The organism is Nonomuraea rosea (assembly GCF_039539705.1).
GTDB classification, from domain to species: Bacteria; Actinomycetota; Actinomycetes; order Streptosporangiales; family Streptosporangiaceae; genus Nonomuraea; species Nonomuraea rosea.
In genome coordinates this window covers 56,667-81,016 of the sequence record NZ_BAABDQ010000032.1, presented here as the reverse complement: position 1 = coordinate 81,016, position 24,350 = coordinate 56,667, and the positions used below count along the sequence as shown (strand labels likewise).

General features: G+C 71.7%; 26 protein-coding genes. 7 read left to right on the top strand and 19 right to left on the bottom strand.

Annotated elements, in window-relative coordinates; translation table 11 throughout:
- Positions 1–39 precede the first annotated feature (39 nt).
- On the top strand, positions 40–660 hold the full coding sequence (locus ABEA43_RS47640; RefSeq protein WP_345572716.1) for a TetR/AcrR family transcriptional regulator: 621 nt from the start codon (positions 40–42) through the stop codon (positions 658–660).
- Here ABEA43_RS47640 and ABEA43_RS47635 read toward each other — a convergent pair.
- Both ABEA43_RS47635 and ABEA43_RS47630 read right to left on the bottom strand, forming a co-directional pair.
- Complete coding sequence (locus ABEA43_RS47635) at positions 653–874, bottom strand: hypothetical protein (RefSeq protein WP_345572715.1); 222 nt, start codon at positions 872–874, stop codon at positions 653–655. The genes ABEA43_RS47640 and ABEA43_RS47635 overlap by 8 nt on opposite strands.
- 100 nt (positions 875–974) lie before the next feature.
- Positions 975–1,736 (bottom strand): FadR/GntR family transcriptional regulator, encoded by a 762-nt coding sequence (locus ABEA43_RS47630; RefSeq protein ID WP_345572714.1) that lies wholly within the window; start codon positions 1,734–1,736, stop codon positions 975–977.
- A gap of 173 nt (positions 1,737–1,909) precedes the next feature.
- On the opposite strand from ABEA43_RS47630, the gene ABEA43_RS47625 reads away from it, so the two are divergent.
- Genes ABEA43_RS47625 through manD form a run of 5 tightly spaced genes read left to right on the top strand, consistent with a single transcriptional unit; the run spans position 1,910 to position 7,403 of the window.
- A complete protein-coding gene (locus ABEA43_RS47625) occupies positions 1,910–3,160 on the top strand; it encodes an ABC transporter substrate-binding protein (protein WP_345572713.1) in 1,251 nt (416 codons plus the stop codon).
- 59 nt (positions 3,161–3,219) lie between these two features.
- Positions 3,220–4,164: a carbohydrate ABC transporter permease gene (locus ABEA43_RS47620; RefSeq protein WP_345572712.1), complete on the top strand. Its 945-nt coding sequence runs from the start codon at positions 3,220–3,222 to the stop codon at positions 4,162–4,164.
- Complete coding sequence (locus ABEA43_RS47615; protein WP_345572711.1) at positions 4,161–4,976, top strand: carbohydrate ABC transporter permease; 816 nt, start codon at positions 4,161–4,163, stop codon at positions 4,974–4,976. Before ABEA43_RS47620 ends, ABEA43_RS47615 begins: the two co-directional genes overlap by 4 nt.
- 5 nt (positions 4,977–4,981) lie before the next feature.
- Positions 4,982–6,130, top strand: a complete 1,149-nt coding sequence (dgoD, locus tag ABEA43_RS47610; protein WP_345572710.1) for a galactonate dehydratase — start codon at positions 4,982–4,984, stop codon at positions 6,128–6,130.
- A gap of 43 nt (positions 6,131–6,173) precedes the next feature.
- Positions 6,174–7,403 carry a D-mannonate dehydratase ManD gene (gene manD, locus ABEA43_RS47605; protein WP_345572709.1) on the top strand — a complete coding sequence of 410 codons (1,230 nt, stop codon included), beginning with the start codon at positions 6,174–6,176 and terminating at the stop codon, positions 7,401–7,403.
- Between the two features lie 11 nt (positions 7,404–7,414).
- On the opposite strand, the gene ABEA43_RS47600 is transcribed toward manD, so the two are convergent.
- Genes ABEA43_RS47600 through ABEA43_RS47555 form a run of 10 tightly spaced genes read right to left on the bottom strand, consistent with a single transcriptional unit; the run spans position 7,415 to position 16,807 of the window.
- Entirely contained in the window at positions 7,415–8,680 is a 1,266-nt protein-coding gene (locus ABEA43_RS47600; protein ID WP_345572708.1) for an ABC transporter substrate-binding protein, read from the bottom strand.
- Positions 8,677–9,690, bottom strand: a complete 1,014-nt coding sequence (locus tag ABEA43_RS47595) for a branched-chain amino acid ABC transporter permease (RefSeq protein ID WP_345572707.1) — start codon at positions 9,688–9,690, stop codon at positions 8,677–8,679. Before ABEA43_RS47595 ends, ABEA43_RS47600 begins: the two co-directional genes overlap by 4 nt.
- Positions 9,687–10,544, bottom strand: coding sequence for a branched-chain amino acid ABC transporter permease (locus ABEA43_RS47590; protein ID WP_345572706.1), 858 nt, complete (start codon positions 10,542–10,544; stop codon positions 9,687–9,689). The genes ABEA43_RS47595 and ABEA43_RS47590 overlap by 4 nt, the downstream gene beginning before the upstream one ends.
- A gap of 4 nt (positions 10,545–10,548) precedes the next feature.
- Positions 10,549–11,223 carry an ABC transporter ATP-binding protein gene (locus ABEA43_RS47585; RefSeq protein WP_345572705.1) on the bottom strand — a complete coding sequence of 225 codons (675 nt, stop codon included), beginning with the start codon at positions 11,221–11,223 and terminating at the stop codon, positions 10,549–10,551.
- Positions 11,220–11,981 carry an ABC transporter ATP-binding protein gene (locus tag ABEA43_RS47580; RefSeq protein WP_345572704.1) on the bottom strand — a complete coding sequence of 254 codons (762 nt, stop codon included), beginning with the start codon at positions 11,979–11,981 and terminating at the stop codon, positions 11,220–11,222. Before ABEA43_RS47580 ends, ABEA43_RS47585 begins: the two co-directional genes overlap by 4 nt.
- A 2-nt stretch (positions 11,982–11,983) precedes the next feature.
- Positions 11,984–13,258: an ABC transporter substrate-binding protein gene (locus ABEA43_RS47575; protein WP_345572703.1), complete on the bottom strand. Its 1,275-nt coding sequence runs from the start codon at positions 13,256–13,258 to the stop codon at positions 11,984–11,986.
- Complete coding sequence (locus tag ABEA43_RS47570) at positions 13,248–14,357, bottom strand: branched-chain amino acid ABC transporter permease (RefSeq protein WP_345572702.1); 1,110 nt, start codon at positions 14,355–14,357, stop codon at positions 13,248–13,250. Before ABEA43_RS47570 ends, ABEA43_RS47575 begins: the two co-directional genes overlap by 11 nt.
- Positions 14,350–15,240: a branched-chain amino acid ABC transporter permease gene (locus ABEA43_RS47565; protein WP_345572701.1), complete on the bottom strand. Its 891-nt coding sequence runs from the start codon at positions 15,238–15,240 to the stop codon at positions 14,350–14,352. The genes ABEA43_RS47570 and ABEA43_RS47565 overlap by 8 nt, the downstream gene beginning before the upstream one ends.
- Complete coding sequence (locus ABEA43_RS47560) at positions 15,237–16,034, bottom strand: ABC transporter ATP-binding protein (protein WP_345572700.1); 798 nt, start codon at positions 16,032–16,034, stop codon at positions 15,237–15,239. The genes ABEA43_RS47565 and ABEA43_RS47560 overlap by 4 nt, the downstream gene beginning before the upstream one ends.
- Positions 16,031–16,807, bottom strand: a complete 777-nt coding sequence (locus ABEA43_RS47555) for an ABC transporter ATP-binding protein (RefSeq protein ID WP_345572699.1) — start codon at positions 16,805–16,807, stop codon at positions 16,031–16,033. The genes ABEA43_RS47560 and ABEA43_RS47555 overlap by 4 nt, the downstream gene beginning before the upstream one ends.
- Before the next feature lie 188 nt (positions 16,808–16,995).
- Between ABEA43_RS47555 and ABEA43_RS47550 the strand changes: the two genes are divergently transcribed.
- Entirely contained in the window at positions 16,996–18,195 is a 1,200-nt protein-coding gene (locus ABEA43_RS47550; protein ID WP_345572698.1) for a PucR family transcriptional regulator, read from the top strand.
- 74 nt (positions 18,196–18,269) lie between these two features.
- On the opposite strand, the gene ABEA43_RS47545 is transcribed toward ABEA43_RS47550, so the two are convergent.
- From ABEA43_RS47545 to ABEA43_RS47515, 7 genes are all read right to left on the bottom strand, one after another.
- Entirely contained in the window at positions 18,270–19,067 is a 798-nt protein-coding gene (locus ABEA43_RS47545) for a peptidylprolyl isomerase (protein ID WP_345572697.1), read from the bottom strand.
- A gap of 113 nt (positions 19,068–19,180) precedes the next feature.
- Positions 19,181–19,651, bottom strand: a complete 471-nt coding sequence (locus ABEA43_RS47540) for an NUDIX hydrolase (protein WP_345572696.1) — start codon at positions 19,649–19,651, stop codon at positions 19,181–19,183.
- 32 nt (positions 19,652–19,683) lie between these two features.
- Complete coding sequence (locus ABEA43_RS47535) at positions 19,684–20,394, bottom strand: ABC transporter ATP-binding protein (protein WP_345572695.1); 711 nt, start codon at positions 20,392–20,394, stop codon at positions 19,684–19,686.
- Positions 20,391–21,167 (bottom strand): ABC transporter ATP-binding protein, encoded by a 777-nt coding sequence (locus ABEA43_RS47530; protein ID WP_345572694.1) that lies wholly within the window; start codon positions 21,165–21,167, stop codon positions 20,391–20,393. Before ABEA43_RS47530 ends, ABEA43_RS47535 begins: the two co-directional genes overlap by 4 nt.
- The gene (locus tag ABEA43_RS47525; RefSeq protein ID WP_345572693.1) at positions 21,164–22,153 is read right to left on the bottom strand and encodes a branched-chain amino acid ABC transporter permease; all 990 of its coding nucleotides are present in this window, start codon (positions 22,151–22,153) and stop codon (positions 21,164–21,166) included. The genes ABEA43_RS47530 and ABEA43_RS47525 overlap by 4 nt, the downstream gene beginning before the upstream one ends.
- 17 nt (positions 22,154–22,170) lie before the next feature.
- On the bottom strand, positions 22,171–23,043 hold the full coding sequence (locus ABEA43_RS47520) for a branched-chain amino acid ABC transporter permease (protein WP_345572692.1): 873 nt from the start codon (positions 23,041–23,043) through the stop codon (positions 22,171–22,173).
- Positions 23,043–24,242: an ABC transporter substrate-binding protein gene (locus tag ABEA43_RS47515; RefSeq protein ID WP_345572691.1), complete on the bottom strand. Its 1,200-nt coding sequence runs from the start codon at positions 24,240–24,242 to the stop codon at positions 23,043–23,045. Before ABEA43_RS47515 ends, ABEA43_RS47520 begins: the two co-directional genes overlap by 1 nt.
- Between the last annotated feature and the right edge of the window lie 108 nt (positions 24,243–24,350).

The following is a 24,350-nucleotide window of genomic DNA, read 5'->3' as shown; positions in this document are numbered from 1 at the left end:
TCCAGTTTCAGCATTAGGTACGGTCGTGTCAAGATGGAGATGATCAATCCACGCCAGCGGCAGTCCCGCTCCCTCGCCACCGAGGCCGCGCTCAAGGCCGCCGCCCGGAGCGTCTTCGCCGCCAAGGGCTACTTCAACACGAAGATCACCGACATCACGTCGGAGGCGGGCCGCTCCGCCGGCTCGTTCTACACCTACTTCCCCAGCAAGGAAGCCCTGCTGGAGGCGCTGGCCAGAGACTTTCTCGAAGACCTGGAGACCCGGCAGCAACGCACCCCCGAGCACGCCCAGGAGCTGTCGTACGACCACCTGCGCGCGCACGTGGCCCAATACTGGCACTCCTACCGCGAGCACCTGCCCGAGATGGTGGCCATCTTCCAGGCGTCGATGGCCGACCAGGTGTTCTTCGCGCGCTGGCGGCAGTTGCGCGACGTCGAGTTCGACGAGCTGCGCGAGTTCACCGCCATCCTCGAACGCCGCTCCACCGGCACCGCCGACCCGCGCGTCATGGCCTCGGCGGCGCTGTCGACGCTGGAGTTCTTCTGCTACATCTGGCAGGCGGCCGGTGGCGACCCGCCCGGCACCCGGCTGCCCGACGACCAGGCCATCGACACCCTCACCACGCTGCTCCTGCACGGGATGGCGGGCGCCATCACGTGACCGCTCCCCCGGCCCGGTCCGGCGCCGCGAATCCGTCCTCGATCTGGACGCCGAGCGAGTTCAGCACCCCGGCCAGCAGGCAGATCTCGATGATCTGCCCGGTCGGATACCGGGCGGTCAGGTCGCGCCACGTGCGGTCGCTCAGCCGGTGGCCGGCGACCAGCTCGTCGGCCGCGCGCAGCAGCGCCGCCCGGAGCGGGTCCCGGTCGTCCACGGCCGCTCCTCCGGCGGCAGCGGAAGCACGCGCACCTGACCTGTCTCCGGCATCGCTCCTCCAGTTCGATCAGTGAGCGGGTCTTCTCACCCTTGGCACGTCAGGCCTCCCCCGGCTCGGCGATCCGCTCCCACATCGACTTCATCTCGGCGAACCCCTGCTCCATGATCCCCACCATGGCCTTCCTGGCCCGCTCGCCGTCGCGCCGCTGGATCGCCTGGGCCACGTCGGCGTGCAGCTGCAACGCCTGCTCGTCCGGGTAGTGAGGCATCAGGTGGTAGTGGTGCCGGCCGGCCAGCACCTCGGCGACGATCAGCTGCAGTTTCGCGAACATCTCGTTGCCGGAGGCGGCCAGCACCCGCCGGTGGAAGTCGATGTCCAGGTCGAGGAAGCGTGCCTCGTCGCCGGCCTTGCCGGCGGCCCACATCTTGCCCGCGAGCCCGACCAGCTCGCTCGCCTCGTCGTTGCCGATCCGCTCGGCGGCCAGCCAGGCGGCGTGCGGCTCGACGGCGGTCCGCAGCTCGGTGATCGAGCGCATCTGCGCCATCCGCCCGTCCGAGGCGAGCCGCCAGCGGATCACCTGCGGATCGAAGACCTTCCACGCCTCGGCGGACTGGATCATGATCCCGACCCGGCGCCTGGTCTCGATGAGCCCCATGGACGCGAGCACCCGCAGCACCTCGCGGATCACCGAACGGGAGACCTGATAGCGGTCGACCAGGTCTTCGATGCTCAGGACGGAACCGGCGGTCACTTCGCCGCTGCAGATGTCGGTGCCGAGGTGGTCGAGGACCCGTGCGTGCAGCCCGGTCTCGACAGGGGCGTGCTGAAGGGGAGCGCTCCCTGGAGGGGACTGAGTCACGCAATAAAGCATATCAGTTGAGGGTCGACACTTGAATAAATCAGCTTTTTTGTCCTAGCATCCCGGCATTAAGCAGATGTTACGACAGTGTGGCGCTCTTCCGGAGGGCGGCGGCCATGACAGAAAGGCGAGATGACGTGCGACGTCGATCGATACTCGGTACATCTCTAGCCGTGGTGGTAGCCATGGGCCTGTCCGCCTGTGGCGGTGGCGACGACGGCGGCGCGTCCACGACGGTCCGGGTCACCCTGGCCAACCACGTGTGGACCGACAACATCAAGAAGGCTTTGCCCGAGTTCGAGAAGCAGACCGGGCTCAAGGTCGAGATCACTCAGCTCGGCGAGGACCAGCTCTCCGACCAGTACAACGTCAAGCTGAACGCCGGCTCGTCCGACATCGACGTGATGATGTACCGCCCGCTGCAGGAGGGCAGGCTCTTCGCCAAGAACAAGTACCTGGCCGACCTGTCGGAGCAGGTGAAGGCCGACAAGACCTGGGACTTCAGCGACTTCCAGGCCGGCCCGGTGGAGGCCACCACGTACGAGGGCAAGCCGGTCGGCATCCCGATCATCACCGAGCAGGAGGTCCTCTACTACCGCAAGGACCTGCTGGCCAAGGCCGGGCTGAGCGCCCCGCCGAAGACCCTCGACGAGCTGAAGGCCGCCGCCGCCAAGGTCAAGACGGCCGAGCCGGGCGTCGCCGGCTTCGTCGCCCGCACCGGCAAGTCGGCGGCGGTCACCCAGTACTCCAGCTTCCTCTACAGCTTCGGCGGCGACTTCGTCGACGGCGGCGGCAAGGCCGCGGTGAGCAGCGAGGCGGCCAAGCAGGCGTACGCCTTCTACGGCGCGCTGATCAAGGACTCCGGACCGGCGAACGTCAGCACCGACATGGGCTGGCCCGAGGCGATGGCCATCTTCACCCAGGGCAAGGCCGCGTTCTACACCGAGGCGAACTCGCTGTACAAGAACGCCACCGACCCGGCCAAGTCCAAGGTCTCGGACAACGTCGGCTTCGCGCCGTTCCCGGCCGGTCCTGCCGGGTCGAAGCCGTACAACATCCCGTCGTGGGCGCTGGGCGTCAACACCAGCTCGGAGAACGCGGGCAACGCCTGGAAGTTCATCGCGTGGGCCACCGGCAAGGCGCAGACGCTGGCCCAGCAGAAGTCCGGCGTGCCGGGCGCCAGGACCTCCGTCTGGGCCGACCCCGAGAGCACCTCGACCTTCCCGCAGGACCTCGTGGAGGCCATCGCGGCCAGCACCAAGGCCGGGGTGGGCCATGACCGGCCGCTGGTCGTGAAGGTCGCCGAGGCGCGCGAGATCGTCGGCCAGCCGATCGTCGACGCGATCACCGGCAAGGACGCCGCGGCGGCCGCGGACACGGCCAACGCCATGTTCCAGAAGTTCCTGGACGACGAGGCCAAGTAGGCGGTAGGCGGGCCGAGGGCCCGCGTACCCCGCAGGCCCGCCCATCTTCTGGAGACCTCATGGCAACGATGACCGCCACCAAGGCGCCGCGCGGCGCCCCCACCGCCCCCGAGACGCCCGGCTGGCTGCGCTGGGTCGACGACCACCGCAAATGGCTCTTCGCCGCGCCCGCGATGACCTTCGTGGCCGCGCTGATCGTGTTCCCGCTGGCCTGGACCGGCTACCTCAGCCTGACCGACGCCGAGGGATCCGTCCGCGCGGAGAGCGAGTTCGTGGGCCTCCAGAACTATTTCGACGTCTTCACGGACACCGAGCGGTTCTGGCCCGCCGTCGGGCGGACCGCCACGTTCACCGTCGTCGCGCTGCTGTTCGAGGTGGTCCTCGGGATGGCGATCGCGCTGCTGCTCTGGCGGCCGTTCAAGGGGCAGAGATGGGTCCGGGTCGCCATCCTGATGCCGCTCGTCGCCACCCCGGTCGCGGTCGGCATGATGTGGCGGCTCATCTTCGACCCGAACATCGGCCTGGCCAACCAGCTTCTCGGCTGGTTCGGCGCCGGGCCGTGGCCGTGGCTCGCCGGCCAGCACTCGGCCCTGCCCACGACGATCTTCATCGACGTGTGGCAGTGGACGCCGATGGTGGTGCTGATCCTGCTCGCCGGGCTCACCTCGCTGTCGGAGGAGCCGCAGGAGGCGGCGCGCATCGACGGGGCCAGCACCTGGCAGCGCTTCCGGCACGTCACCCTGCCGCTGCTGATGCCCACGCTGACCGTGGCGATCCTGCTGCGCGGCATCGACGCGCTGAAGACCTTCGACATCCTCTACGCCACCAAGGGCCGCGGCGGCGGCTCGTTCCACGAGGTGGAGACCCTCAACGTGTACGCCTACGGCCTCAGCTTCGACTACAACGAGTACGGCGTCTCCTCCACCGTGCTCATCCTGTTCTTCCTGATCATCATCGGGGCGATGTGGGCCCTGACCGCCCGGCGCAAGGAGGCGCAGCGATGAAGCCCCGGCCCGCGTACCGGGTGTTCCGGGTGGCAGCGCTCGTCTTCGTGGTGCTCTCGCTGGTCGCGCCGCTGGTCTGGATGGTCGCCGCGTCGTTCAAGACCAACGTCGACATCTACGACCCGGGCAAGGCGCTGACCTTCTCCCCCACCATGGACAACTACGCCAAGGTGCTCCAGCAGGCGAACTACGTCGAGTTCATCGTCAACAGCCTCTGGGTGGCGTTCGCCGCCACCGTGGCCTCGCTGATCCTCGGCCTGCCGGCCGCGTACTCGATGAGCCGGTTCAACATGAAGAAGTCGGCGCTGGTGGTGCTGATGGCCCGGGTCATCCCCGGCGTCTCGCTGCTGGTGCCCTGGTACTACGTCTTCTCCAACCTGAAGATGGTCGGGGGCTTCGGCGTGCTGATCATCAGCCACATGTTCGTCTCGCTGCCGCTGGTGGTCTACATCATGATGGGGTACTTCGACAGCCTGCCGGCGGAGCTGGAGGAGGCGGCGCTGGTCGACGGGCTGACCCACGTCGGCGCGTTCCGGCGCATCACCCTGCCGTTGTCCGTGCCGGGGATCGCCACCGCGGGGATCCTGTCCTTCATCTTCTCCTGGAACAACTTCATGTTCGCGCTCGTGCTCTCCGACGCGGACACCAAGACCCTGCCCGTGGCGATCTTCGACTTCGTCGGCTACGCCAGCATCGACTGGGGCGGCCTGATGGCCGCGACCACCGTGGTCACGCTGCCAATCATGCTGATCGCCCTGTTCGTGCAGAAATACGTGGTCTCCGGCCTCACCGCCGGCGCGACCAAGGGATGACCGGCATGACGACCATCGCGCGCATTGAGACCTTTCTCGTCGCCCCCCGCTGGCTCTTCGTCCGGGTGGAGACCGACTCCGGGATCGCCGGGTGGGGCGAGGCCACCTGCGAGGGACGCTCCGAGACCGTCCAGGCCGCCGTCGGCCAGCTCGCGGAGCTGCTGATCGGCCGGGACGCGCTGCGCGTCGAGGACCACTGGCAGCTGCTGACCAAGGGCTCGTTCTACCGGGGCGGCCCGATCCTGGCGAGTGCCGTGGCCGGCCTCGACCAGGCCCTCTGGGACATCGCCGGCAAGCACTTCGGCGCCCCGGTGCACCAGCTGCTCGGCGGCCCGGTCCGTGACCGGATCCGGGTGTACGGCTGGGTCGGCGGCGACGAGCCCAGCGAGGTCCGCGACCACATCTCCGCCCAGGTCGAGGCCGGGCTCACCGCGGTGAAGATGAACGCCTCCGGCAGGATGAGCCCGGCCGCCTCGGTCGCCGAGCTGGACGGCGTGGTCGCCCGGGTGGCCGCCGCCCGCGAGGTGCTCGGCGACACCCGCGACGTCGCCGTCGATCTGCACGGGCGGTTCACCCTGGCCAGTGCCCGCCGCCTGGCGCCGCTGCTGGAGCCGTACCGGCCGTTGTTCCTGGAGGAGCCGGTCGTCCCGGAGAACTCGCACCTCATCGGCGAGTTCGTCCGCTCGACCACCATCCCGGTGTCGACCGGGGAGCGGCTCTACAGCCGCCAGGAGTTCCTGCCCGTCTTCCAGGCCGGCATCGCGGTCGCCCAGCCGGACCTCTCGCACGCCGGCGGCATCACCGAGGTACGCAAGATCGCGGCGCTCGCCGAGGTGTACGACGTGCAGCTCGCCCCGCACTGCCCGCTCGGCCCGATCGCCCTCGCGGCCTGCCTGCAGGTCGGCTTCGTCACCCCGAACTACCTGATCCAGGAACAGAGCATCGGCATCCACTACAACCGCGGCGCCGAGGTGCTGGACTATTGCGTCGACAAGACCCCGTTGACCTTCGTGGACGGGCACATCGAGCGGCTCACCGCGCCCGGCCTGGGCATCGAGGTCGACGAGCAGGCCGTCCGCTCCGCCGCGAAACGCGGACACGCCTGGCGCAGCCCCGTCTGGCGGCATCGGGACGGCTCCTACGCGGAATGGTGACCACGACCCCCGACCTCGCCTCCACCCGTGAGAAAGGCATTCTGTGAAGATCATCGCGGCGGACGTCATCGTCACCAGCCCCGACCGCAACTTCGTCACCCTCAAGATCACGACGGATGACGGGATCACCGGGCTGGGCGACGGCACCCTCAACGGGCGGGAGCTGTCGGTCGCCTCGTACCTGGCCGACCATGTCGTCCCCTTGCTGATCGGGCGGGATCCGCAGCGCATCGAGGACACCTGGCAGTTCCTCTACCGCTCGGCGTACTGGCGGCGGGGGCCCGTCACCATGGCCGCCATCGCGGCCGTGGACGTGGCGCTGTGGGACATCAAGGCCAAGGCCGCCGGGATGCCGCTCTACCAGCTGCTCGGCGGCGCCTCCCGGAACGGGATCATGGCGTACGGGCACGCCTCGGGCCGGGACCTGCCCGAGCTGTTCGACTCGATCCGCCGGCACCTGGAGCTGGGCTACCGCTCGATCCGGGTGCAGACCTCCGTGCCGGGCATCAACGCGGTGTACGGCGTGGCCGCCCAGCCCAGCCTCGACGGCAAACGCTACGACTACGAGCCGGCCCAGCGCACCGCGCTGCCCGCCGAGGAGGACTGGGACACCCGCGCCTACCTGCGCCACCTGCCCGGCGTCTTCGAGGCGGTGCGCAACGAGTTCGGCCCCGAGCTGCCGCTGCTGCACGACGGCCACCATCGGATGACCCCCATCCAGGCCGCCAAGCTCGGCAAGGCCCTTGAGCCGTACGACCTGTTCTGGCTGGAGGACTGCACGCCGGCGGAGAACCAGGAGTCGCTGCGCCTGGTCCGCCGGCACACCACCACCCCGCTGGCCATCGGCGAGGTCTTCAACACCGTGTGGGACTACCAGACCCTGATCCGCGAGCAGCTCATCGACTACGTCCGCTCCGCCGTCACCCACACCGGGGGGATCACGGCCATGCGGAAGCTGCTCGACTTCGCCGCCCAGTACCAGATCAAGTCCGGCATCCACGGCCCGACGGACATCTCGCCGGTCGGCATGGCCGCCGCGCTGCACCTGGACCTGGCGATCCACAACTTCGGCATCCAGGAGTACATGCAGCACGGCGCGGCGACCGACGAGGTGTTCCGGCAGTCGTTCAGCTTCGCGGAGGGCTACCTGCATCCCGGTGAGCGGCCGGGGCTCGGCGTGGAGCTCGACGAGGAGGCCGCCGCGCGCTTCCCGTACGTGCCGGCGTACCTGCCGTTCAACCGGCTCAAGGACGGGACCGTCCACGACTGGTGAGCCGCCGCGGCTCAGGGACGGACCGGGCCGAACTCGGCGCGGGTGTCGATCACCCGGCCGAAGCGGACCCAGCGGTCGCCCTCGAACCGCGTGAGCTGCATCGACTCGATCGGGAATCCGTCGCCGGGCCCGGTGGAGAGCGTGATGCCGGGCAGGAGCAGGTCGAGCTCGACGCCGGACAGGCTGCGCATCGCGTCGCGCAGCCCCTCCCTGGACGGGCACCGCATGCGTTCGAGCACCTTGACGAAGGCCTGCGCCGCCGTCCAGCCGAAGACGACCTGCTGGCCGGCCGGGTCGGCCTCGGGCGCGTACCGGGCCATCGCCGCCAGGTAGGTGTGCATGCCCGGGTCGTCGGCCCAGTCCGGCGACCCGGGCTCCTTCTGGAACCCGGCCGTCACGACGCCCTGGACCTTCGCGTAGCCGACGGGCTTCAGGACGGCGGGCGAGGCGGCCACGCCGTTGACGATGTGCAGCGGGTTCCAGCCGGTCATGGCCGCGTCGGCGGCCAGCGCCTGGGCGGCGAACTTCGGCGTGCTGACGTCGAGCAGGACGTCGGCCTCGGAGGCGGCGAGGTTGGCCAGCTGGCCCTGCACGCTCGGGTCGGTCACCTCGTAGCTCAGCGCGGCCACGATCCGCACCGACGTGCCGGCGATCGCCCGGCGGAACCCGTCGAGCAGGTCGTGGCCGAAGTCGTCGTTCTGGTACAGCACCGCGACCCTGGCATCGGGCCTGGCCTCGGCCAGGTAGCGGGCGTAGACGCGGGCCTCGGCGACGTAGCTGGGCTGGAAGCCGATCGTCCAGGGGCGCGTGGCGTCGCTGCCCCACTGGGTGGCGCCGGTGGCGACGAACGCCTGCGGCACCCCCCAGCGGTCGGCGTACTCGCGCACCGCGGCCGTCGAGGGGGTGCCGAGCGTCTGGAACAGCGCGAACGCCCGGTCGTGCAGCACCAGCCTGCGGGCCTCCTCGACCGCGCGGGCGGGCTGGTAGGCGTCGTCGCGGACGAGGAACTCGATGCGCCGCCCGTGCACGCCGCCGCGCGCGTTGACGTGGTCGAAGTGGGCGCGGACGCCCTGAGCGACCGCCGCGTAGGCGGAAGCGGGCCCGGACAGCGGATAGATGCCGCCGACCTTGACGGCGCCGGAGGTGATCCCGGTGGCCACCTGCCCCGCGCAGCCGCCGGAGAGCACGACCTCGCCGGCGGAAAGGCGGCAGCCCGGCACCAGAAGAACGAGCAGCGCGGCGAGACATCTGGCGACCGGCCAGGCCGCGCCTCTCATGATCGCCTCCCGGCCACGCCCCAGGCGGCCTTGCGCAGCAGGCCGGTGAGCCCGGTCGGCGCGGCCCGGATGACCAGGACGATCAGCAGGCCGGAGACGATGCCGGGGGCCGCGGGGTTGAGCTCCTGGGCCACGACGGGCACGCCCATCACGACGAACGCGCCGAGCAGCGGCCCGGCCAGCGTGGCCGGGCCGCCGATGACCACCCCGGCGAGCAGCGTGATGGACAGGCTGAGGGTGAAGGAGTCCGGGGAGACGAAGCCGGTCGTCCAGGTGTAGAGGGCGCCCGCCGTGCCCGCGTACATGGCGCTCCAGGCGAAGGCGTGCGTCATGTGGGTGGCGGGGCGCATGCCGAGCACCTCGGCCGCCGCCCGGTGCTCCCTGATCGCGGTGAGCGCCCGCCCGCCGCGCGAGGCCGTCAGGTTGCGGATCCCGGCGAACGCGACGACGGCCACCGCGAGCACGAGGAGGTAGAGCCACTGGTCGTCGTCCAGCACGGGCGCCCGCGGAGCCGGCACGGACAGCCCCATCGCCCCGCCGGTGATCGACGGGAAGCGCTTGAGCAGCGGCGGCAGCACGACGGCGACCGCGAAGGTCACCATGGCCAGGTAGAGGCCGCGCAGCCGGAGCGCGGGCAGCCCCGCCGCCCAGCCGAGCGCGAAGGTGAGCAGCGCCACGACCGGCAGGGTCAGCGGGTACGGCAGGCCGAGCCGGGCGATCAGGACGGCCGCCGTGTAGGCGCCGACGCCGAAGAACGCGCCGTGGCCCAGGGAGATCTGCCCGCTGTGCCCGACCACCAGGTCCAGGCCGAGCAGCGCGATGGCGTAGACCAGCACGAGAGTGGCCTGGAACAGCAGGTACGGCGGCAGCACGAACGGCAGCGCCACGGCGGCCGCCGTCAGAGCGCCCAGCCCGGCGCGCCGCAGGCCGCCCGCCGGCCACATCTGCCGGCGGTCGCCGGCCACCTGCCCGACCGGCAGCCGGCGGTGACCGGCCGCGATCGTGTTCACGCCCGCTCCACGGGCGCCGAGCCGAACAGGCCCTGCGGCCGCAGGAGCAGCACGGCGACGATGAGCACCAGCGGCACCGCGATCTTCAGGTCCGCCCCGACGAAGCCGAGGTACGTGCCCGTCAGGGTCTCGGTGACGCCGACGATCAGCCCGCCGGCGACCGCGCCCAGAGCGCTGTCGAAGCCGCCGAGCGTGGCGGCGGCGAAGGAGTAGACCAGGACACCGGTCATCATGGTGGGCTCCAGGAAGAGGATCGGGGCGAGCAGGACGCCGGAGACCGCGCCGATGGCGGAGGCCGCGCCCCAGCCCAGGGCCAGGACGCGCCCGACCCGGACCCCCGACAGCCGGGCCGAGCGCGGGTCCGCGGCGACGGCCCGCATCACCAGGCCGAGTCCGGTGTGGCGGACCGTCAGGGCGACCGCGCCGAGCACCAGCCCGGCGACGCCCGCGGCCAGGAGCGCGGAGGTCCCGGCCGGGCCGTCGGGGAAGGGGCTGGGAAAGGCGCGCAGGGCCGAGGTCCACACGAGCGCGGCGATCGCGTTCACCATGACGTACAGGCCGATCGTCGTCACCACGAGCGCGGCCTCGCCCGCGCCCTTCTCCGCCTGCCGGATGACGGCCCGCTCGGTCACGACTCCGGCCAGGAACGCGATGGCGACGGTGACGGGCAGCGCCACCCAGTAGGGCATGCCGGAGTCGACCAGCTGCCAGGCCACGTAGGTGGCGAGCATGGCCAGCTCGCCCTGCGCGAAGTTCACGATCCCGGTGAACCGGTAGGTCAGCACCAGGGCCAGCGCGAGGGCGGCGTATCCCGCGCCCGCTCCCAGCCCTTCCAGCAGCTGCTGCACGAACATCCGGTCACCACCCCCGGCGGGCCCGCAGGTCGGCGATCCGGCCCGACTCGACGAGGTAGGCCCGGTGCGCCACCTCCAGCGCCGCCGCCACGTTGTGCTCGACGATGATCATGATGGTTCCCTCGTGCCTGTTGATGGCGTGGATGGTGCCGAACAGCCGGCTCCTGGCCTGCGGCGCCAGGCCGCGGGTCGGCTCGTCCAGGAGCAGCAGCCGCGGCCTGGCCACCAGCGCCCGGCCGATGGCCAGCATCCGCTGCTCTCCCCCGCTCAGGGTGCCGGCGGGCCGGCCCAGGTGCGCCTGGAGCACGGGGAAGTAGGTGAACACCCGCGCCATGTCCTCGCCGACGCCGCGGCGCGGCCAGGGGCGGGCATGCGCGCCGACCCGCAGGTTCTCCTCCACGGTGAGCGGCCCGAACGTGCCGCCCTCCTGGGTGACATGGGCGACGCCGAGCCTGGCGATCTCGTCGGGCGCGCGCCCGAGCAGCGCGACCCCGTCGAGTGTGGCCGTCCCACGCCCGCCGACCAGCCCGGACAGCGCCCGCAGCAGCGTGGTCTTGCCCGCGCCGTTCGGCCCGAGCAGCACGACGATCTCGTTGTCCCCCGCGGCCAGGTCGACGCCGTGCAGCACCCGGGCCGCGCCGTAGCCGGCCCGCAGCCCCCGCACGTTGAGGCCGCTCACCGGACCACCCCCAAGCGGGCGGCGATGACGGCCGGATCCTGCCGCACCGCGCCGGCCGGGCCGTCGGCGATCTTGCGGCCCAGCTCAAGGCAGACGATCCGGCGGCACAGCGCGAGAACGAACTCCATGTGGTGCTCCACGACGATGATCGTGACGCCTCGTTCGCGGTGGAGCTGCCCGATCAGGTCCGCGAGCGCCGGCACCTCCCCGGGGGCCAGCCCGCTCGCGGGCTCGTCGAGCAGCAGCAGCCGCGGGCCGGACGCCAGTGCCCGCGCGATCTCGACCAGCTTCGTCAGCCCGTACGGCAGGCCGCCGGCCGGATGGTCGGCATGCTCCGCCAGGCCGAACCTGTCCAGCAACGCGTCGGCCACGGCCCGCAGCCGCCGCTCCTCGCCCGAGGCCCGCCCCAGCGCCGCGGCCCAGAACCCCGCCCGGCCGTGCCGGTGCGCGCCGGTCATGACGTTCTCGCGCACCGACAGGCCGGGGAACAGGGCCGTGTTCTGGAACGTGCGAGCGATGCCGCGATCGGCCACGAGGTGGGCGGGCAGCCGGGTGAGATCCTCCCCGCCCAGGCGTATCGAGCCTTCCTGCGGCCCGCACCGCCGGGTCAGGCAGTCGAACAAGGTGCTCTTGCCCGCGCCGTTCGGCCCGATGACCCCGAGAAGCTCACCCTCGCGGACGGCGAGATCGACGCCCGACAGGGCGGCGACCCCGCCGAACCGCACGGTGAGCCCGCCGACCTCCAGCAAGGCGGCCACGATCAGCCGGCCGGTGGCACGGAGTACTCCTTGGCCAGGTCGGACACGGCCGCTTCCTTGAAGATCGTCGCGCCGCCGACGGCCTTCTTGTCCGGCTTGACGATGTAGGAGGAACGCGAGGCGGGCTGGTCGTAGACGCTGAAGTCCATGGGGGTCCCGCCCAGCCCGGCCTCCCAGGCCTTCTGCGCCCGGTGGGCCGCGATGATGCCCTCCCGGCTGAGGTCCTTGGCCTCACACGCCTTGCGCAGCGCGTCGCCGACGATGATGGCCGCGGTCCATCCGGCCGCCACGCCGCTGTCGAGGGGCTGGCCGCTGTACTTGGCCTGGTAGTCGGTGATGAGCTTCTGGTACGCGGGCAGCGGCGCGCTGATCGGGGCGCCAGCGGTCACGTAGTAGAAGTCCTTCAGCAGCGCGGGCGCCGCCGGGGTCTGCAGCAGTTGCGGGCTGTAGGCGGAGTTGCTGCCCACGAAGGGCACGTCCATCCCGCCCGCCAGGGCGACGCCCACCAGCGAGGCGGCCTGGCGCGGGCCGACCGAGACCAGCACGGCCTTGACCCCCGCCTTCTTGAACGCCGCCACCTGGGCGGTCATGTCCTGGTCCGTCGCCTTGATCTTCTGCTCGACGAGGGAGAGCCCGAGCTTGCCGGAGGCGTACTTGGACCCGGCGAGGGCGCTCTCGCCGTAGTCTCCCTCGAAGTACAGGTGACCGATCTTGTCACCGGCCTTGATGCCCTTCTCCTTCGTCAGGAAGTCGACGCCGTTGACCATGTCCACGTCGTACGTGGTGCCGGTGACCTGGATGGCCTCGCTGCCGAGCAGGCCGGTCGCCCACGCCATGGGAAGAGTGAGGATCTTGTCCGCGGTGATCTTGTCCTTCAGCGCGGTCACCATCGGCGAGCCGATGAACTGCGGGATCGCGGCCGTCTTCGGCGCGACCTCGGCGTAGGCGGCCATCGCCTTCTGCGCGTCGTAGCCGTGGTCGCGCACGATGGTCTCGATCTTGCGCCCGCAGATCCCGCCGGCCTGGTTGACCTGCTCGAAGTAGAGCTGCTGCGCCTGGGTGAGACTCTTGCCGAGCGAGGCGTAGGGGCCGGTCAGGTCGGTGAGGAGGCTGAGGCCGATCGTGCCGGCGCTCACGCCTGGGCCGGTCTTGACGCCGTCACCGGCGGCGGTGGCGGGCGCGGACGCGCCGCCGGTGGCCTTGTCGCTGGCACAGGCGCTGGCGGCCAGCCCCAGCGCCACGAGCGCGGCCAGGGCGGCCGTGCGGTTACGGGACATGTGAGCTCCTGGTGTCGGGGGACGGTGCGGGTGATAAGGAGAACCGGAGGCGGGTGAGCCTCAGGCGGAGCGAACGGAGCAGCCCGAGCAGGCCGCCCGGGAGGAAGAGGACGACGGTGACCACGACCGCGCCGTACAGGAGGCGGGCGGCCTCGGAAGGGGAGACCCCGGCCGAGCCCGGCGCGGCCACCAGCGGGATGGCGTCGCTGTAGCGGGTGAGCAGCTGCGGCAGCAGCGAGACGAAGACGGCGCCGATGACCGCGCCGCCCACCGACCCGAGCCCGCCGATCACGATCATCGCGAGGTAGTCGAGGGAGAGCAGGATGCCGAAGTAGTCGGGCACGGTCCGCTGGAAGACCAGGGCGAGCAGCACGCCCGCGAGCCCGCCGTACATGGACGACAGCACGAACACCCCGGCCCGGTAGCGGGTGACGGGCACGCCCATCACCCCGGCCGCGATCTCGTGGTCGCGGATGGTGTTCATGGCCCGCCCCGGACGACCGCGCAGCACCCCCCGGGCGAAGAGCGCCGCCGCGAGCAGCACCAGCCCGCCCAGGAACCACAGCCGCTCCAGCGCCCCGAACGGCACGTTCGCGATGACCAGTTCCGGTGTGTCGGCGAAGGCGAAGCCGAAGATCTCCATGGCGGGCACGGCCCTGCCGTTGAACCCGCCCGTCACCGGCTCGGCGTTGAACAGCAGGTGCTGCCCGCCGAAGATCAGCGCCAGGGTGGCGATGCCCAGGTAGGCGCCCTTGAGCCGGCCGGCGATCGGGCTGAACAGCCCGCCGGCCACCCCGGCGACCGCGACGGCGAGCACGGCGGCCAGCGGCGCGGGCAGGCCCAGGCCGTCCAGCGTGCGGGTGGGCTCGGCGGCGAAGTAGACGTAGGCGTAGGCGCCCACGGCCAGGAAGAACGCGTGTCCCATCGACAGCTGCCCGGTGGCTCCGGTCAGCAGGTTGATGCCGATCGCGCCGATCGCGGCCGACATGGCGAACAGGCCGGCCTGCAGCCAGAAGCCCTCCAGGTAGAAGGGGACGGCCACGAAGGCGAGCAGGACGGCGAGCAGGCCGATGATCTTCGGCAAGGAGAGCTCAGACACGGGCCAGCTCCTTGGTGCCGAACAGGCCCGCGGGCCGCAGCAGCAGGACGACGATCATGATCAGGAACGGCGCGACGTCGCCGATCCCTCTGCCCAGGAAGGACAGGTCGTTCTGGTAGCCGGTCATGAGCGCCTCGGTGACGCCCACGATGAGGCCGCCGACCAGGGCGCCGGTGGTGGAGTCGAGGCCGCCGAGGATGGCGGCGGGAAAGGCCTTGAGCGCCGCCAGCGAGGAGCTGCGATCCAGGCCCGGCGTGGGGAAGACGCACAGGAACAGCGCGGCCACCGCCGCCAGGGCGCCGGCCACCGCCCAGGCGCTGAGCGAGATGCGCCCCAGCCGCACCCCCATGAGGGCGGCGGTCTCGGGGTCCTCGGCGGTGGCCCGCATCGCCACTCCCCAGCCGGTGAACTTGAACGCCAGCAGGAAGGCCGCGATCAGCGCGCCGGCGGCGACCAGCGCGACGATCCTGGTCTCGGCGATCGTGATCCCCCCGATGTGCAGCACCCGCGACTCCCACGGGTCGCCCATGGCCAGCACCTCGGTGCCGATCCGCCGGGTGAGCTCGGTGGTCAGCACGATGTCCACGCCGATGGTCACGATGGCCAGCACGCTGTGCGAGCCCGCCTTGGACCGGCGGATCACCAGGAACTCCACCAGCGCGCCGATGAGCGCCGCTGCGGCGATGCCGATCAGCAGGGCGAGCCAGAAACCGACGTAGGCGTGCAGCCGTGCCACCACGTAGCCGCCGGCCAGCAGCAGCGAGGCGTGCGCGAAGTTGACCACCTCCGTCGCCTTGAAGATGACGACGAAGCCGAGCGCGATCAGCGCGTAGACGGCCCCGATGGAGATCCCGTTGACGAGAAGCTCCAAGAACGTGATCACACGACCTCCTCTGTGCCCAGGTACGCGCCGATGACCTTGGGGTCGTTCTGCACCTCGGCGGGCGAGCCGTCGGCGATGCGGCGGCCGAAGTCCAGGACGGTGACCCGGTCGGCCAGCCGCATGACCATCCCCATGTCGTGCTCGACCAGGAGGATGGAGATCCCCAGGCTTTCCTTGACCGACAGGATCAGCTCGGCCAGCTCCACCCGCTCGCCGCTGTTCATCCCGGCGACCGGCTCGTCCAGCAGGAGCAGCCGGGGCTCCATGGCCAGCGCCCTGGCCAGCTCCACCCGTTTCTGCACGCCGTACGGGAGCAGGCCGACCGGCGTGGCCAGCAGTCCGGCGATCCCCACGAACTCGGCGATCTCGGCCACCCTGGCGGCGTGGGCGCGCTCCTCGCGCCGGGCTCGGGGCAGGCCGAGCCCGGCCGACACGAAGCCGGCGCGGGTGAGCCGGTGGCGGCTCAGCAGCAGGTTGTCGCGTACCGGGAGGCGGGGCGACAGCGCGATGTTCTGGAAGGTGCGCGCGACGCCGAGCGCCGCCACCTCGTGCGGACGCAGGGCGGTGAGCTCGTCCTGGCCGAACCGGACGCTGCCCGAGGTGGCTTTGTAGACCCCGGACAGCACGTTGAAGCAGGTGGACTTGCCGGCTCCGTTGGGCCCGATGATCGCGTGCACGGTGCCGGGCCCGACCGTGAAGCTGACGCCGTCGAGCGCCGTCAGGCCCGCGAACCGGACCGTCACGTCCCGGACTTCGAGTACCGGCATACCGTCCAGTTGGTATGTCGTGCTCATGCCGACCACCTCGACAATCCGGCCCTGGCCACCGGCGCCGGCGACTCCTCGCCGACGCCCAGGTAACGGCGCCTGACCTCGTCGCTGTCCGCGAGCGTGGCCGCGGGTCCCTCCAGCGCGACGGAGCCGACTTCCAGCACGTACGCGTACGACGCCAGCGACAGCGCCGCGGCGACGTTCTGCTCGACGAGCAGCACCGAGGTGCCCGCCTCGTTGATCGCCCTGATCGTCGCGGCAATTTTGGCCGCCATCTGCGGCGCCAGGCCGAGCGTCGGCTCGTCGAGCAGCAGGACCGACGGCTCGGCCATCAGCGCCCTGCCGATGGCCAGCATCTGCTGCTCGCCGCCCGACAGCAGCCCCGCGCGCTGGTGGGCGCGCTCGGCCAGGACCGGGAACAGCTCGCGCACCCGTCCCCTGGCCCGGCTCGCGGCCCTGCGGGGAGTGCCGAGGCCGCCCGCGCGCAGGTTCTCCTCCACCGTCATGCGGGCGAACACGCGGCGGCCCTCGGGCACGTGCGTGACGCCCCGCCGCACCACGGCCGCGGCGGGCATCCCGTCGACGCGCGTGCCGTCGAGGCCGATCTCGCCCCGGACCACCCGGCCACGCTGGAATCGGAGCGTTCCCGACACCGCGCGCAGCAGTGTCGTCTTCCCCGCGCCGTTCGCGCCGAGCACGGCCACGACCGCGCCGGACGGAACGCGCATGGAGACCCCGTCCAGAGCCCGGACGGGACCGTAGTCCACCACGAGATCGCCGACAGTCAGCTCCGCCATTCGATGTCCTCACATGACCCCATGTCGGCTCACCCAAACCGCTGACGTGCACTGTCGTCCAGATGCCGCGGTGAAGTCAGGCGTGCTGCCCATCCCGGCCGGGGGCTTGTTGTGCAGCCGCACAACGACAGATCACAAAACGCTACAGAGCCTTGTTCTAGAGCGAGCGAAGATGGCAGCCTCGTGGGATGCGTCCCCCTACCGTCGTGGACGAGGACGTCCGCCAGACGCTGCGCACCGCGGCCAGTGCCCTGCTCGAACGCCTGACCGAGCTCACGGACGAACTGGTCAGCCGGACGCGTGGCGGCGACATGGTGTACTGCTCCTGCGTGCCCTATGACGAGCACTGGAAGAGCACCCTCGAAGGCGTGCGCCTGGGCCTGACCGCGATCCTGCAGAAGCCCTCGGAGCGGCGCGACCTGGCCTTCACCGCGGCCATGGCGCAGCGACGGGGCGAGCAGGGGGTGCCGCTGGATTCCCTGTTACGCATGTACCGCCTGGCCGGCCAGGTCACCTGGTCGGCGATCGTGGACCACATGGAGCGGGAGCGCCCGGAACGGCTGGCCGTCCTGGTGCGCGCGGCCAGCCACGTGTGGCACGCGATCGACCGGCAGTCCATGGTGGCCTGCGACATCTACAGCAGGCGCGAGCAGGAGATCCTCGGCCGCAGCCAGGAGCGGGTCAACGCCCTCCTCGACGCGCTGCTCGACGGCACCGCCGACACCGGGATCGTCCGGGCCGCCGCCGCGGCGCTCGACCTGCCGGAACGGGGCCGCTACGCCGTCGTCACCGTGCGCTTCCCCCGCCTGCGCCACCACGACGACGTGCGGCTGCCCGCGACCCTGGGTGCCATGCGGCTGCTGTGGCGGATGCGCCCGGGACACGAGGTCGCCGTGGTCGCGCTCGGCGGGGCCACGCTGGACGAGCTGTGCCAGCAGCTCAGCCTCATCGTCAGCGGCGTGGCGGGCGTGAGCCCGGTCGTGGACGGCCTGGACCAGCTGCGGACCGCCCACGACCTCGCCTCCCTGGCCATGCGGACCTGCATGGACGGCGGGCCGGAGATCGCCCGGCTGGACGAGCGGGTCCCGGCCGTGCTGATGATCAGCCAGCCGGACGTCACCGGCCACCTCGTGGACGGCGCGCTCGGGCGGCTGCTCGCGCTCGACCCCGCCGACCGGGACACCCTGCTGACGACGCTGGAGACGTGGCTCGCCTGCGACGGCTCCGCCGCCAGGGCCGCGGGACGGCTCTTCTGCCACCGCAACACGATCATCAACCGGGTGCGCAGGATCGAGCAGCTCACCGGACGCTCGCTCGCGCGGCCGCGTGACATCGTGGACCTGTCCCTGGCCCTCGAAGCGGTACGCCTGCTACGAAGCGAACGCTAGCCACGGGCCTCGGCGCACCGCGCCGCCCGGCCGGCGCCGTCGTTCCCGCGCCGGCCAGGCCTCCCTGCACTGGCCTACCTGCGGCACACCTCGGCGTCCCGGATGTCGGCCGGGAGGACGGGCTTGCCGTCCACCGGAGGAGTGGGACCGTCCGGAACCGGCTGGATGCCGCCGGCGGCGATGCGGTCGAGCGCGGCGAGCCCCGCGGCGTCCACCGTGCCGAAGATCGTGTAGTTGGGCGCCAGCCCGGAATCACCGTAGACGAGGAAGAACTGGCTGCCGTTGGTGTCGGGGCCGGCGTTGGCCATGGCCAGCACCCCGCGCTGGTACGTCTTACGCACCCCGGTCGGATCGCCCGGCCACGGCGGCAGATCAGCGGGCAGCTCGTCCTTGTACCGGTAGCCAGGCCCGCCCTCGCCGGTGAAACTCGGGTCGCCGCACTGCAGCACCTTCAGCCGGTCGTACGCGGTGAGCCGGTGGCACGACGTGGCGTCGTAGAACCGGTGCCGGATCAGGTGCACGAAGCTCTGCACCGTGCACGGCGCCTTGGCCGGGTCGAGGGTGAGCCCGATGTCGCCGTGGTTGGTCTTGAGCACCGCGGAGACCGGACGCGAGGGGGTGCGGCGCGGGTCCGGCGGCAGCGGCACCTTCCGCACGGCCGGATCGTCGGGGGTCTCGGTGTACTGGCACGGCCCCTTGGTCGTTCGCGGCGGCTTGTCCGCGCCCACCGATCCGCCCGCCGATCCGCCCGCCGATCCGCCCACCGACGCGGACGACGCGGCCGGCATCGCACCGATCGCGATCAGTGAGCCGGCCGTGACTGCGGATAACGCGGCGCGGGCCGCGAGTCGTACCAACGCTCTGCCGGACATCAGGTCCTCCGCTGCGTGATGATCGCTGGGGCTCCCTGTGGTCTAGTCGATCTGACCAGCGCAGTCAAGAGTGCGGCGCGAGCCTGTCCGCTCGCCGCCCCTGACGAAGCCGCTCAGTGCTGGATCAAGCCGCCGACCGGGACCCCGTTCACGTGGCCGGTCGCCGGAAGGGTCCGCGCCAGATCGAGGCCGACATCGACCAGCGATGATCGGCGGAGGCCCGCGACGTCGGCGATCGGGGTCCAGGCCGATTCGGCGGTCTGGCCGTTCGGCTCGGGCCGGAGGACGCCGCCGGTGATGCGGACCTGGTAGAAGATGCCGACGTTCTGGTGCTCGGCCGGCCCGGGCAGGCGGTCGGCCGCGGGGATCAGCCGCGAATCCACGCCCAGCAGGCGTTCGACCACCCCGTCGCAGCCGGTCTCCTCGGCGACCTCCCTGATGACCGCGTCGAACGGATCCTCCCCGTGCTCGACCTTCCCGCCGGGAAGAGTCCACTGCGGCTCGCCCTTCCGTCCTGCGTAAAGGGCGAGCAGCACCCGTCCGTCCTCGATGCACACGGCGTACGCCGCCAGCCGGAAGCTCATCGCCGCACGCTATCCCAACGCCCCGAGCCGGGTCAGCCGACGCCGAGGAGCGCGTGGGCCCGCGCGCGGTCGGCGCGGAACTCGGAGGTCGGAGCGCGGTGCACGATCTGTCCCTTCCGCATGACCGCCACCTCGCCGGCCAGCCGGAAGGCCAGGTGGAGGTCCTGCTCCACGAGCAGGGCCGCGATGCCCTCCCCGCGCAGCCCTTCGAGCAGGACGGCGACGTCGTCCACGACGGCGGGCGCGAGACCGTCGGACGGCTCGTCCAGCAGGAGCAGGCGGGGATTGCGCAGCAGGGCCCGGCCGATGGCGAGCATCTGCTGTTCGCCGCCGGACAGCTGGTCGCCGCGGTGGCCGCGGCGTTCGGCGAGCCGGGGCATCAGCTCGTAGACGCGCCGCACCGTCCAGGCCCGGCCGGCGCGGTCCCGGCCCGCGGCGAGACGCAGGTTCTCCTCCACGGTGAGGGGAGCGAACACGCGGCGGCCCTGCGGCACGATGGCCACGCCGCTGCGGGCGACGGTGTGCGGGGCGGCGCCGGCCAGGTCGCGGTCGCCTACCCTGATGCTGCCCGAGTAGGGCTTGAGCAGGCCCATGACGGTGTGGACGAGCGTGGTCTTGCCGGCGCCGTTGCGGCCGAGCAGCGCCACGACGCCGCCTTCGGGCACGGTCAGGTCGACGCCGTCGAGCACGGTGCCGCCGTCGTAGCCGGCGCGCAGGTCGCGTACGGTGAGCACGTCCGTCATCGGGAGTCTCCGGTGAAGAGGTCGTCGGTCCTGGCGGCGCCGAGGTAGGCGCTCCGCACCGCGTCGTCGGCCCTGATCTGCTCAGGCGGCCCGGAGGCCAGGACCTTCCCGAGATGCAGGACGGTGACCCGGTCGGCCAGGCGGAACACCACGTCCAGGTCGTGTTCGACGATGAGCAGGGTCAGGCTGTCCGGCAGTTGTTCGACGAGGCCGGCGAAGCGTTCGGTCTCGGCGGCGGACATGCCGGCGGTGGGCTCGTCGAACATCACCAGCGCCGGCTGCGCGGCCAGCACCATCGCCACCTCCAGCTGCCTGCGCTCGCCGTGCGAGAGCGCGGTGGCGAGGTCGGCCGCGCGCCCGGCCAGCCCGACCGCTTCCAGGTGTTCGCGGGCCCTGGCCTCGGTACGGGCGAAGCGGCGCGCGGCCCGGTCGAAGCGATGCGCCACCCGATCGACGCGCTGGACGGCGAGGGCGACGTTGTCCAGCACCGAGCAGTTCAGGAACAGGCTGGCGTGCTGGTACGTGCGCAGCAGGCCACGCCGGGCCCGCCCGGACTCCGGCAGCGCGGTGATGTCCTGGCCGTCGAACAGCACGCTTCCCGCGGTGGCCCGCAGCGTCCCGGCCACGGTGGCGAACAGCGTCGACTTGCCGGCCCCGTTCGGCCCGATGAGGGCGTGCCGCTCGCCGGGCAGCACCGTCAGGTCCACCTCGTCGACCGCCCGCAGCGAGCCGTAGGCGTGCGTGAGGCCGCGCAGCTCCAGCAGGGGCGTCACGAGAGTTTCTCCTTCTTGCGGCGGATCCCGGCGCGCAGGCCCGCGATACCACGCGGCAGCAGGAAGACGACCGCCACGAAGACCAGGCCCAGCACGAGCGGGCCGTGCCCGCCGATGGACGCGGACAGGTTGTCCCGGACGAGCAGCACCAGGGCCGCGCCCAGACAGGGGCCCCACAGGCTGCCCGCCCCGCCGATGACCACGCTGAGCAGGGCCAGCGCCGCGACCTCGAACCCCAGGTCGCCCGGCGAGACGAACCGGGCGTGCGCCGCCCACAGTGCCCCGCCCGTCCCCGCCACCGCTCCGGCCAGGCAGAACACGCCGTACCTGGCCAGGGCCGGGCGGTAGCCGAGCGCCCGCAGCCGCGGCTCGTTGTCACGGACGCCGCGCAGCGTCCGCCCGTACGGGGAGCGCACGACCAGGGCGACCCCGGCGAACACGATGACCGCGACCGCCAGCACCCACCAGTAGACGAACCCGGCGGCGGTCAGCGGCGGGCCGCCGAACAGGCTGATCGGCGGCATGCCCGCCAGGCCGTTGCTCGCGCCCACGACCGGCCAGGTCTCGGCCACCTGGTGCACCGACTCGCCGATGGCGAGCGTGAGCATGAGGAAGACGATGCCTCTGGCGCGTACCGTCACCCAGCCGGTGAGCGCGGCGGTGACCAGGCCCGCGGCCAGGCCCGCCACCACCTGCGCGAACGCGTCGGAGGTGAGGTGGATGCCGACCAGCGCGGCGGTGTAGGCGCCGGCGCCGAAGTAGGCCGCCTGCCCCAGCGTGGGCAGCCCCGTGACGCCGGTCAGCAGGTCCACGCTGAGCACCAGGACGGCGAAGGCGAGCATGCGCGTCATGGTCGACACCGGGTACGCGCCCAGCACCAGCGGCGCGGCCGTGAGCAGCACCAGCACCGGCACGATCACGAGCGCCTTGCGCGCGGCCGGCCGCCCGGCCTCCGCTGTCCCCGTCTGGTCGGCGTCTGACGTCATGGTCCGGTACGCGGCCTTCACGCGGGTACCGCCGCGCGCGCCGGCAGCAGGCCGGCCGGGCGGAGCAGGAGCACCAGACCCATCGCCCCGAAGATCAGGAAGGACGCGTACTCCGGCAGCAGCGCGGTGCCCAGCGCCTGGACCTGCCCGATCAGCACCGCGCCGAGCAGCGCGCCCCGGACCGATCCCAGCCCGCCGATCACCACCACGACCAGCGCCAGCAGCAGCACCTTCTCGTCCAGGCCCGGCTGCGCGCCCAGGATGGGGCCGGCCAGCACGCCGCCGACGGCCGCGAGCCCGGCCCCCGCGGCGAAGACGCCGAGGAGCACTCTGCCGGTGTTGACGCCCAGCGCCGCGACCATGCCGCGATCGGCGACGGTGGCGCGGATCAGCGAACCGAGCCGGCTCCGCTCGACCAGCGCGTACACGCCCGCGGCCAGCACCAGCCCGAAGCCGATCACCAGCAGCCGGTAGACCGGATAGGTCTCGCCGAAGACGGTGACGCTTCCGGCCACCGGCGCGGGCGCGGCGATGGAGTGCACGTCGTTGCCGAAGAGCGCCGACAGCGTCTCGGCGACGACGAGTGAGACGCCGAGGGTGAGCAGGGCCTGGTCGAGGTGGCGCGGCGTGGCCCTGGTCAGGCCCGCGAGCAGGCCGCCGAGCAGGGCTCCCGCCCCGGCGGCCAGCAGCACCGCCAGGACGAAGGCCGCCGGGCTCGCGCCGTCGGCGCCGAGCGCCACCGCGATGTAGGCGCCGACCAGGTAGACCGCTCCGTGGGCGAGGTTGAGCACGTCCATCATGCCGAAGACCAGCGACAGCCCCAGCGCGATGGCGAACAGCAACGAGCCCATGGCCAGGCCGTTGAGCACGCTCACGAGGTAGACGGCCATCAGCTCAGCTCGCTGAGGACGGCGTTGACGACCGTGCCGCCGCTGGAGCGGACCTCGCGCAGGTAGTACTTCTGCTGGGCGTCGTGATCGGCGTCGAAGCTCCATTGGCCGCGGGGGCTGTCGACGGGGCCGACCCCGCCCAGCGCCTTGACCAGCTCCGCGCCGCCGCCGCCCGGGGCTCCGGCGATCGCCTTGTCCAGCACCGCCGCGGCGTCGTACGCCTGCACCGCGTACACCGTCGGCGCCTCGTCGTACGCCTTGCGATAGGCGGCCACGAACTCCTTGTTGCGCGGGGTGTCCAGCTCGGTGGAGTAGTGGAGCGACGTCTTCACGCCCACCGCGGCCTCTCCCTGCGCGTCCAGCACGCCGCCCTCGGTGAGGAACCCGGTGCCGTAGAGAGGCGTGCCGCCGGCCAGCCCGAACTGCTGGTACTGCTTGACGAAGCTCACGGCCTCGGCGCCGGCGTAGAAGCTGTAGACGGCCTTGGCGCCGGAGCCGCGGATCGCCGACAGGAAGGGCTGGAAGTCCTGGGTCTTGCCGAAGGGGGTGTACTTCTCCCCCGCGACCTTGCCGCCCGCCGCCTCGAACGTCTTGCGGAACCCCGCGACCATCTCCCGGCCCGCGGCGTAGTCGGCGGCGATGAGGTAGACGCCGCCCTTGGCCTCCTTGGCCACGGCGGAACCGAGCGCCGCCGAGACCTTGCCGTTGGCGAAGCTGGTGCGCCACACGTACTCGGACTTGCGGGCGCCGGTGATGTCGTTCGCGCCGGCGTTGGCCACCAGCAGCGGCTTCTTGGACTCGTGGAAGAAGTCCCGCAGGCCCAGCGCGGTCGCGGAGTTGACGACGCCGACCACCACGGCGGCCTGGTCCTGGGTCACCAGTTTCTGCGCGGCCGGCACGCCCGTCTGCGGGCCCTCGCCCTCGTCGGCGCTGACCACCTCGGCCGTGCGCCCGCCGAGCTTGCCGCCATGCTGGTCGAGGTAGAGCTTGAAGCCGTTGCCCATGTCCTCGCCGAGCGGCGCGTAGACGCCCGACAACGGCACCAGTAAACCGATCTTCACTGTGGCGCTGGGCTGGGTGCCGCCGGACTGGTCGAGGCTCGAACCCGCGCAACCCGACAGCACCAGAACCGCCGCCATGAGGGCGGCGGCGGGGGTGCTCCTGCGTAGTGCGCGGAGATCAGCGGAGGGAACGATCATGGCTACTCCATGGGGGATGAGCATCGGCGCCCCGCGCCAACATGGTGGCTCAGAATCTACATACGCATGTTGTGACGTCAATAGCGTGTAATCAATCGAGACCTTCAA

What these genes read in the sequence shown, in the direction of transcription:
- ABEA43_RS47640 (WP_345572716.1), top strand. Translation starts at nt 40, where the DNA reads ATGATCAATCCACGCCAGCGGCAGTCCCGCTCCCTCGCCACCGAGGCC.
- ABEA43_RS47620 (WP_345572712.1), top strand. Translation starts at nt 3,220, where the DNA reads ATGGCAACGATGACCGCCACCAAGGCGCCGCGCGGCGCCCCCACCGCC.
- ABEA43_RS47615 (WP_345572711.1), top strand. Translation starts at nt 4,161, where the DNA reads ATGAAGCCCCGGCCCGCGTACCGGGTGTTCCGGGTGGCAGCGCTCGTC.
- dgoD (WP_345572710.1), top strand. Translation starts at nt 4,982, where the DNA reads ATGACGACCATCGCGCGCATTGAGACCTTTCTCGTCGCCCCCCGCTGG.
- ABEA43_RS47600 (WP_345572708.1), bottom strand. Translation starts at nt 8,680, where the DNA reads ATGAGAGGCGCGGCCTGGCCGGTCGCCAGATGTCTCGCCGCGCTGCTC.
- ABEA43_RS47590 (WP_345572706.1), bottom strand. Translation starts at nt 10,544, where the DNA reads ATGTTCGTGCAGCAGCTGCTGGAAGGGCTGGGAGCGGGCGCGGGATAC.
- ABEA43_RS47575 (WP_345572703.1), bottom strand. Translation starts at nt 13,258, where the DNA reads ATGTCCCGTAACCGCACGGCCGCCCTGGCCGCGCTCGTGGCGCTGGGG.
- ABEA43_RS47560 (WP_345572700.1), bottom strand. Translation starts at nt 16,034, where the DNA reads ATGAGCACGACATACCAACTGGACGGTATGCCGGTACTCGAAGTCCGG.
- ABEA43_RS47555 (WP_345572699.1), bottom strand. Translation starts at nt 16,807, where the DNA reads ATGGCGGAGCTGACTGTCGGCGATCTCGTGGTGGACTACGGTCCCGTC.
- ABEA43_RS47550 (WP_345572698.1), top strand. Translation starts at nt 16,996, where the DNA reads ATGCGTCCCCCTACCGTCGTGGACGAGGACGTCCGCCAGACGCTGCGC.
- ABEA43_RS47545 (WP_345572697.1), bottom strand. Translation starts at nt 19,067, where the DNA reads ATGTCCGGCAGAGCGTTGGTACGACTCGCGGCCCGCGCCGCGTTATCC.
- ABEA43_RS47540 (WP_345572696.1), bottom strand. Translation starts at nt 19,651, where the DNA reads ATGAGCTTCCGGCTGGCGGCGTACGCCGTGTGCATCGAGGACGGACGG.
- ABEA43_RS47535 (WP_345572695.1), bottom strand. Translation starts at nt 20,394, where the DNA reads ATGACGGACGTGCTCACCGTACGCGACCTGCGCGCCGGCTACGACGGC.
- ABEA43_RS47525 (WP_345572693.1), bottom strand. Translation starts at nt 22,153, where the DNA reads ATGACGTCAGACGCCGACCAGACGGGGACAGCGGAGGCCGGGCGGCCG.
- ABEA43_RS47520 (WP_345572692.1), bottom strand. Translation starts at nt 23,043, where the DNA reads ATGGCCGTCTACCTCGTGAGCGTGCTCAACGGCCTGGCCATGGGCTCG.
- ABEA43_RS47515 (WP_345572691.1), bottom strand. Translation starts at nt 24,242, where the DNA reads ATGATCGTTCCCTCCGCTGATCTCCGCGCACTACGCAGGAGCACCCCC.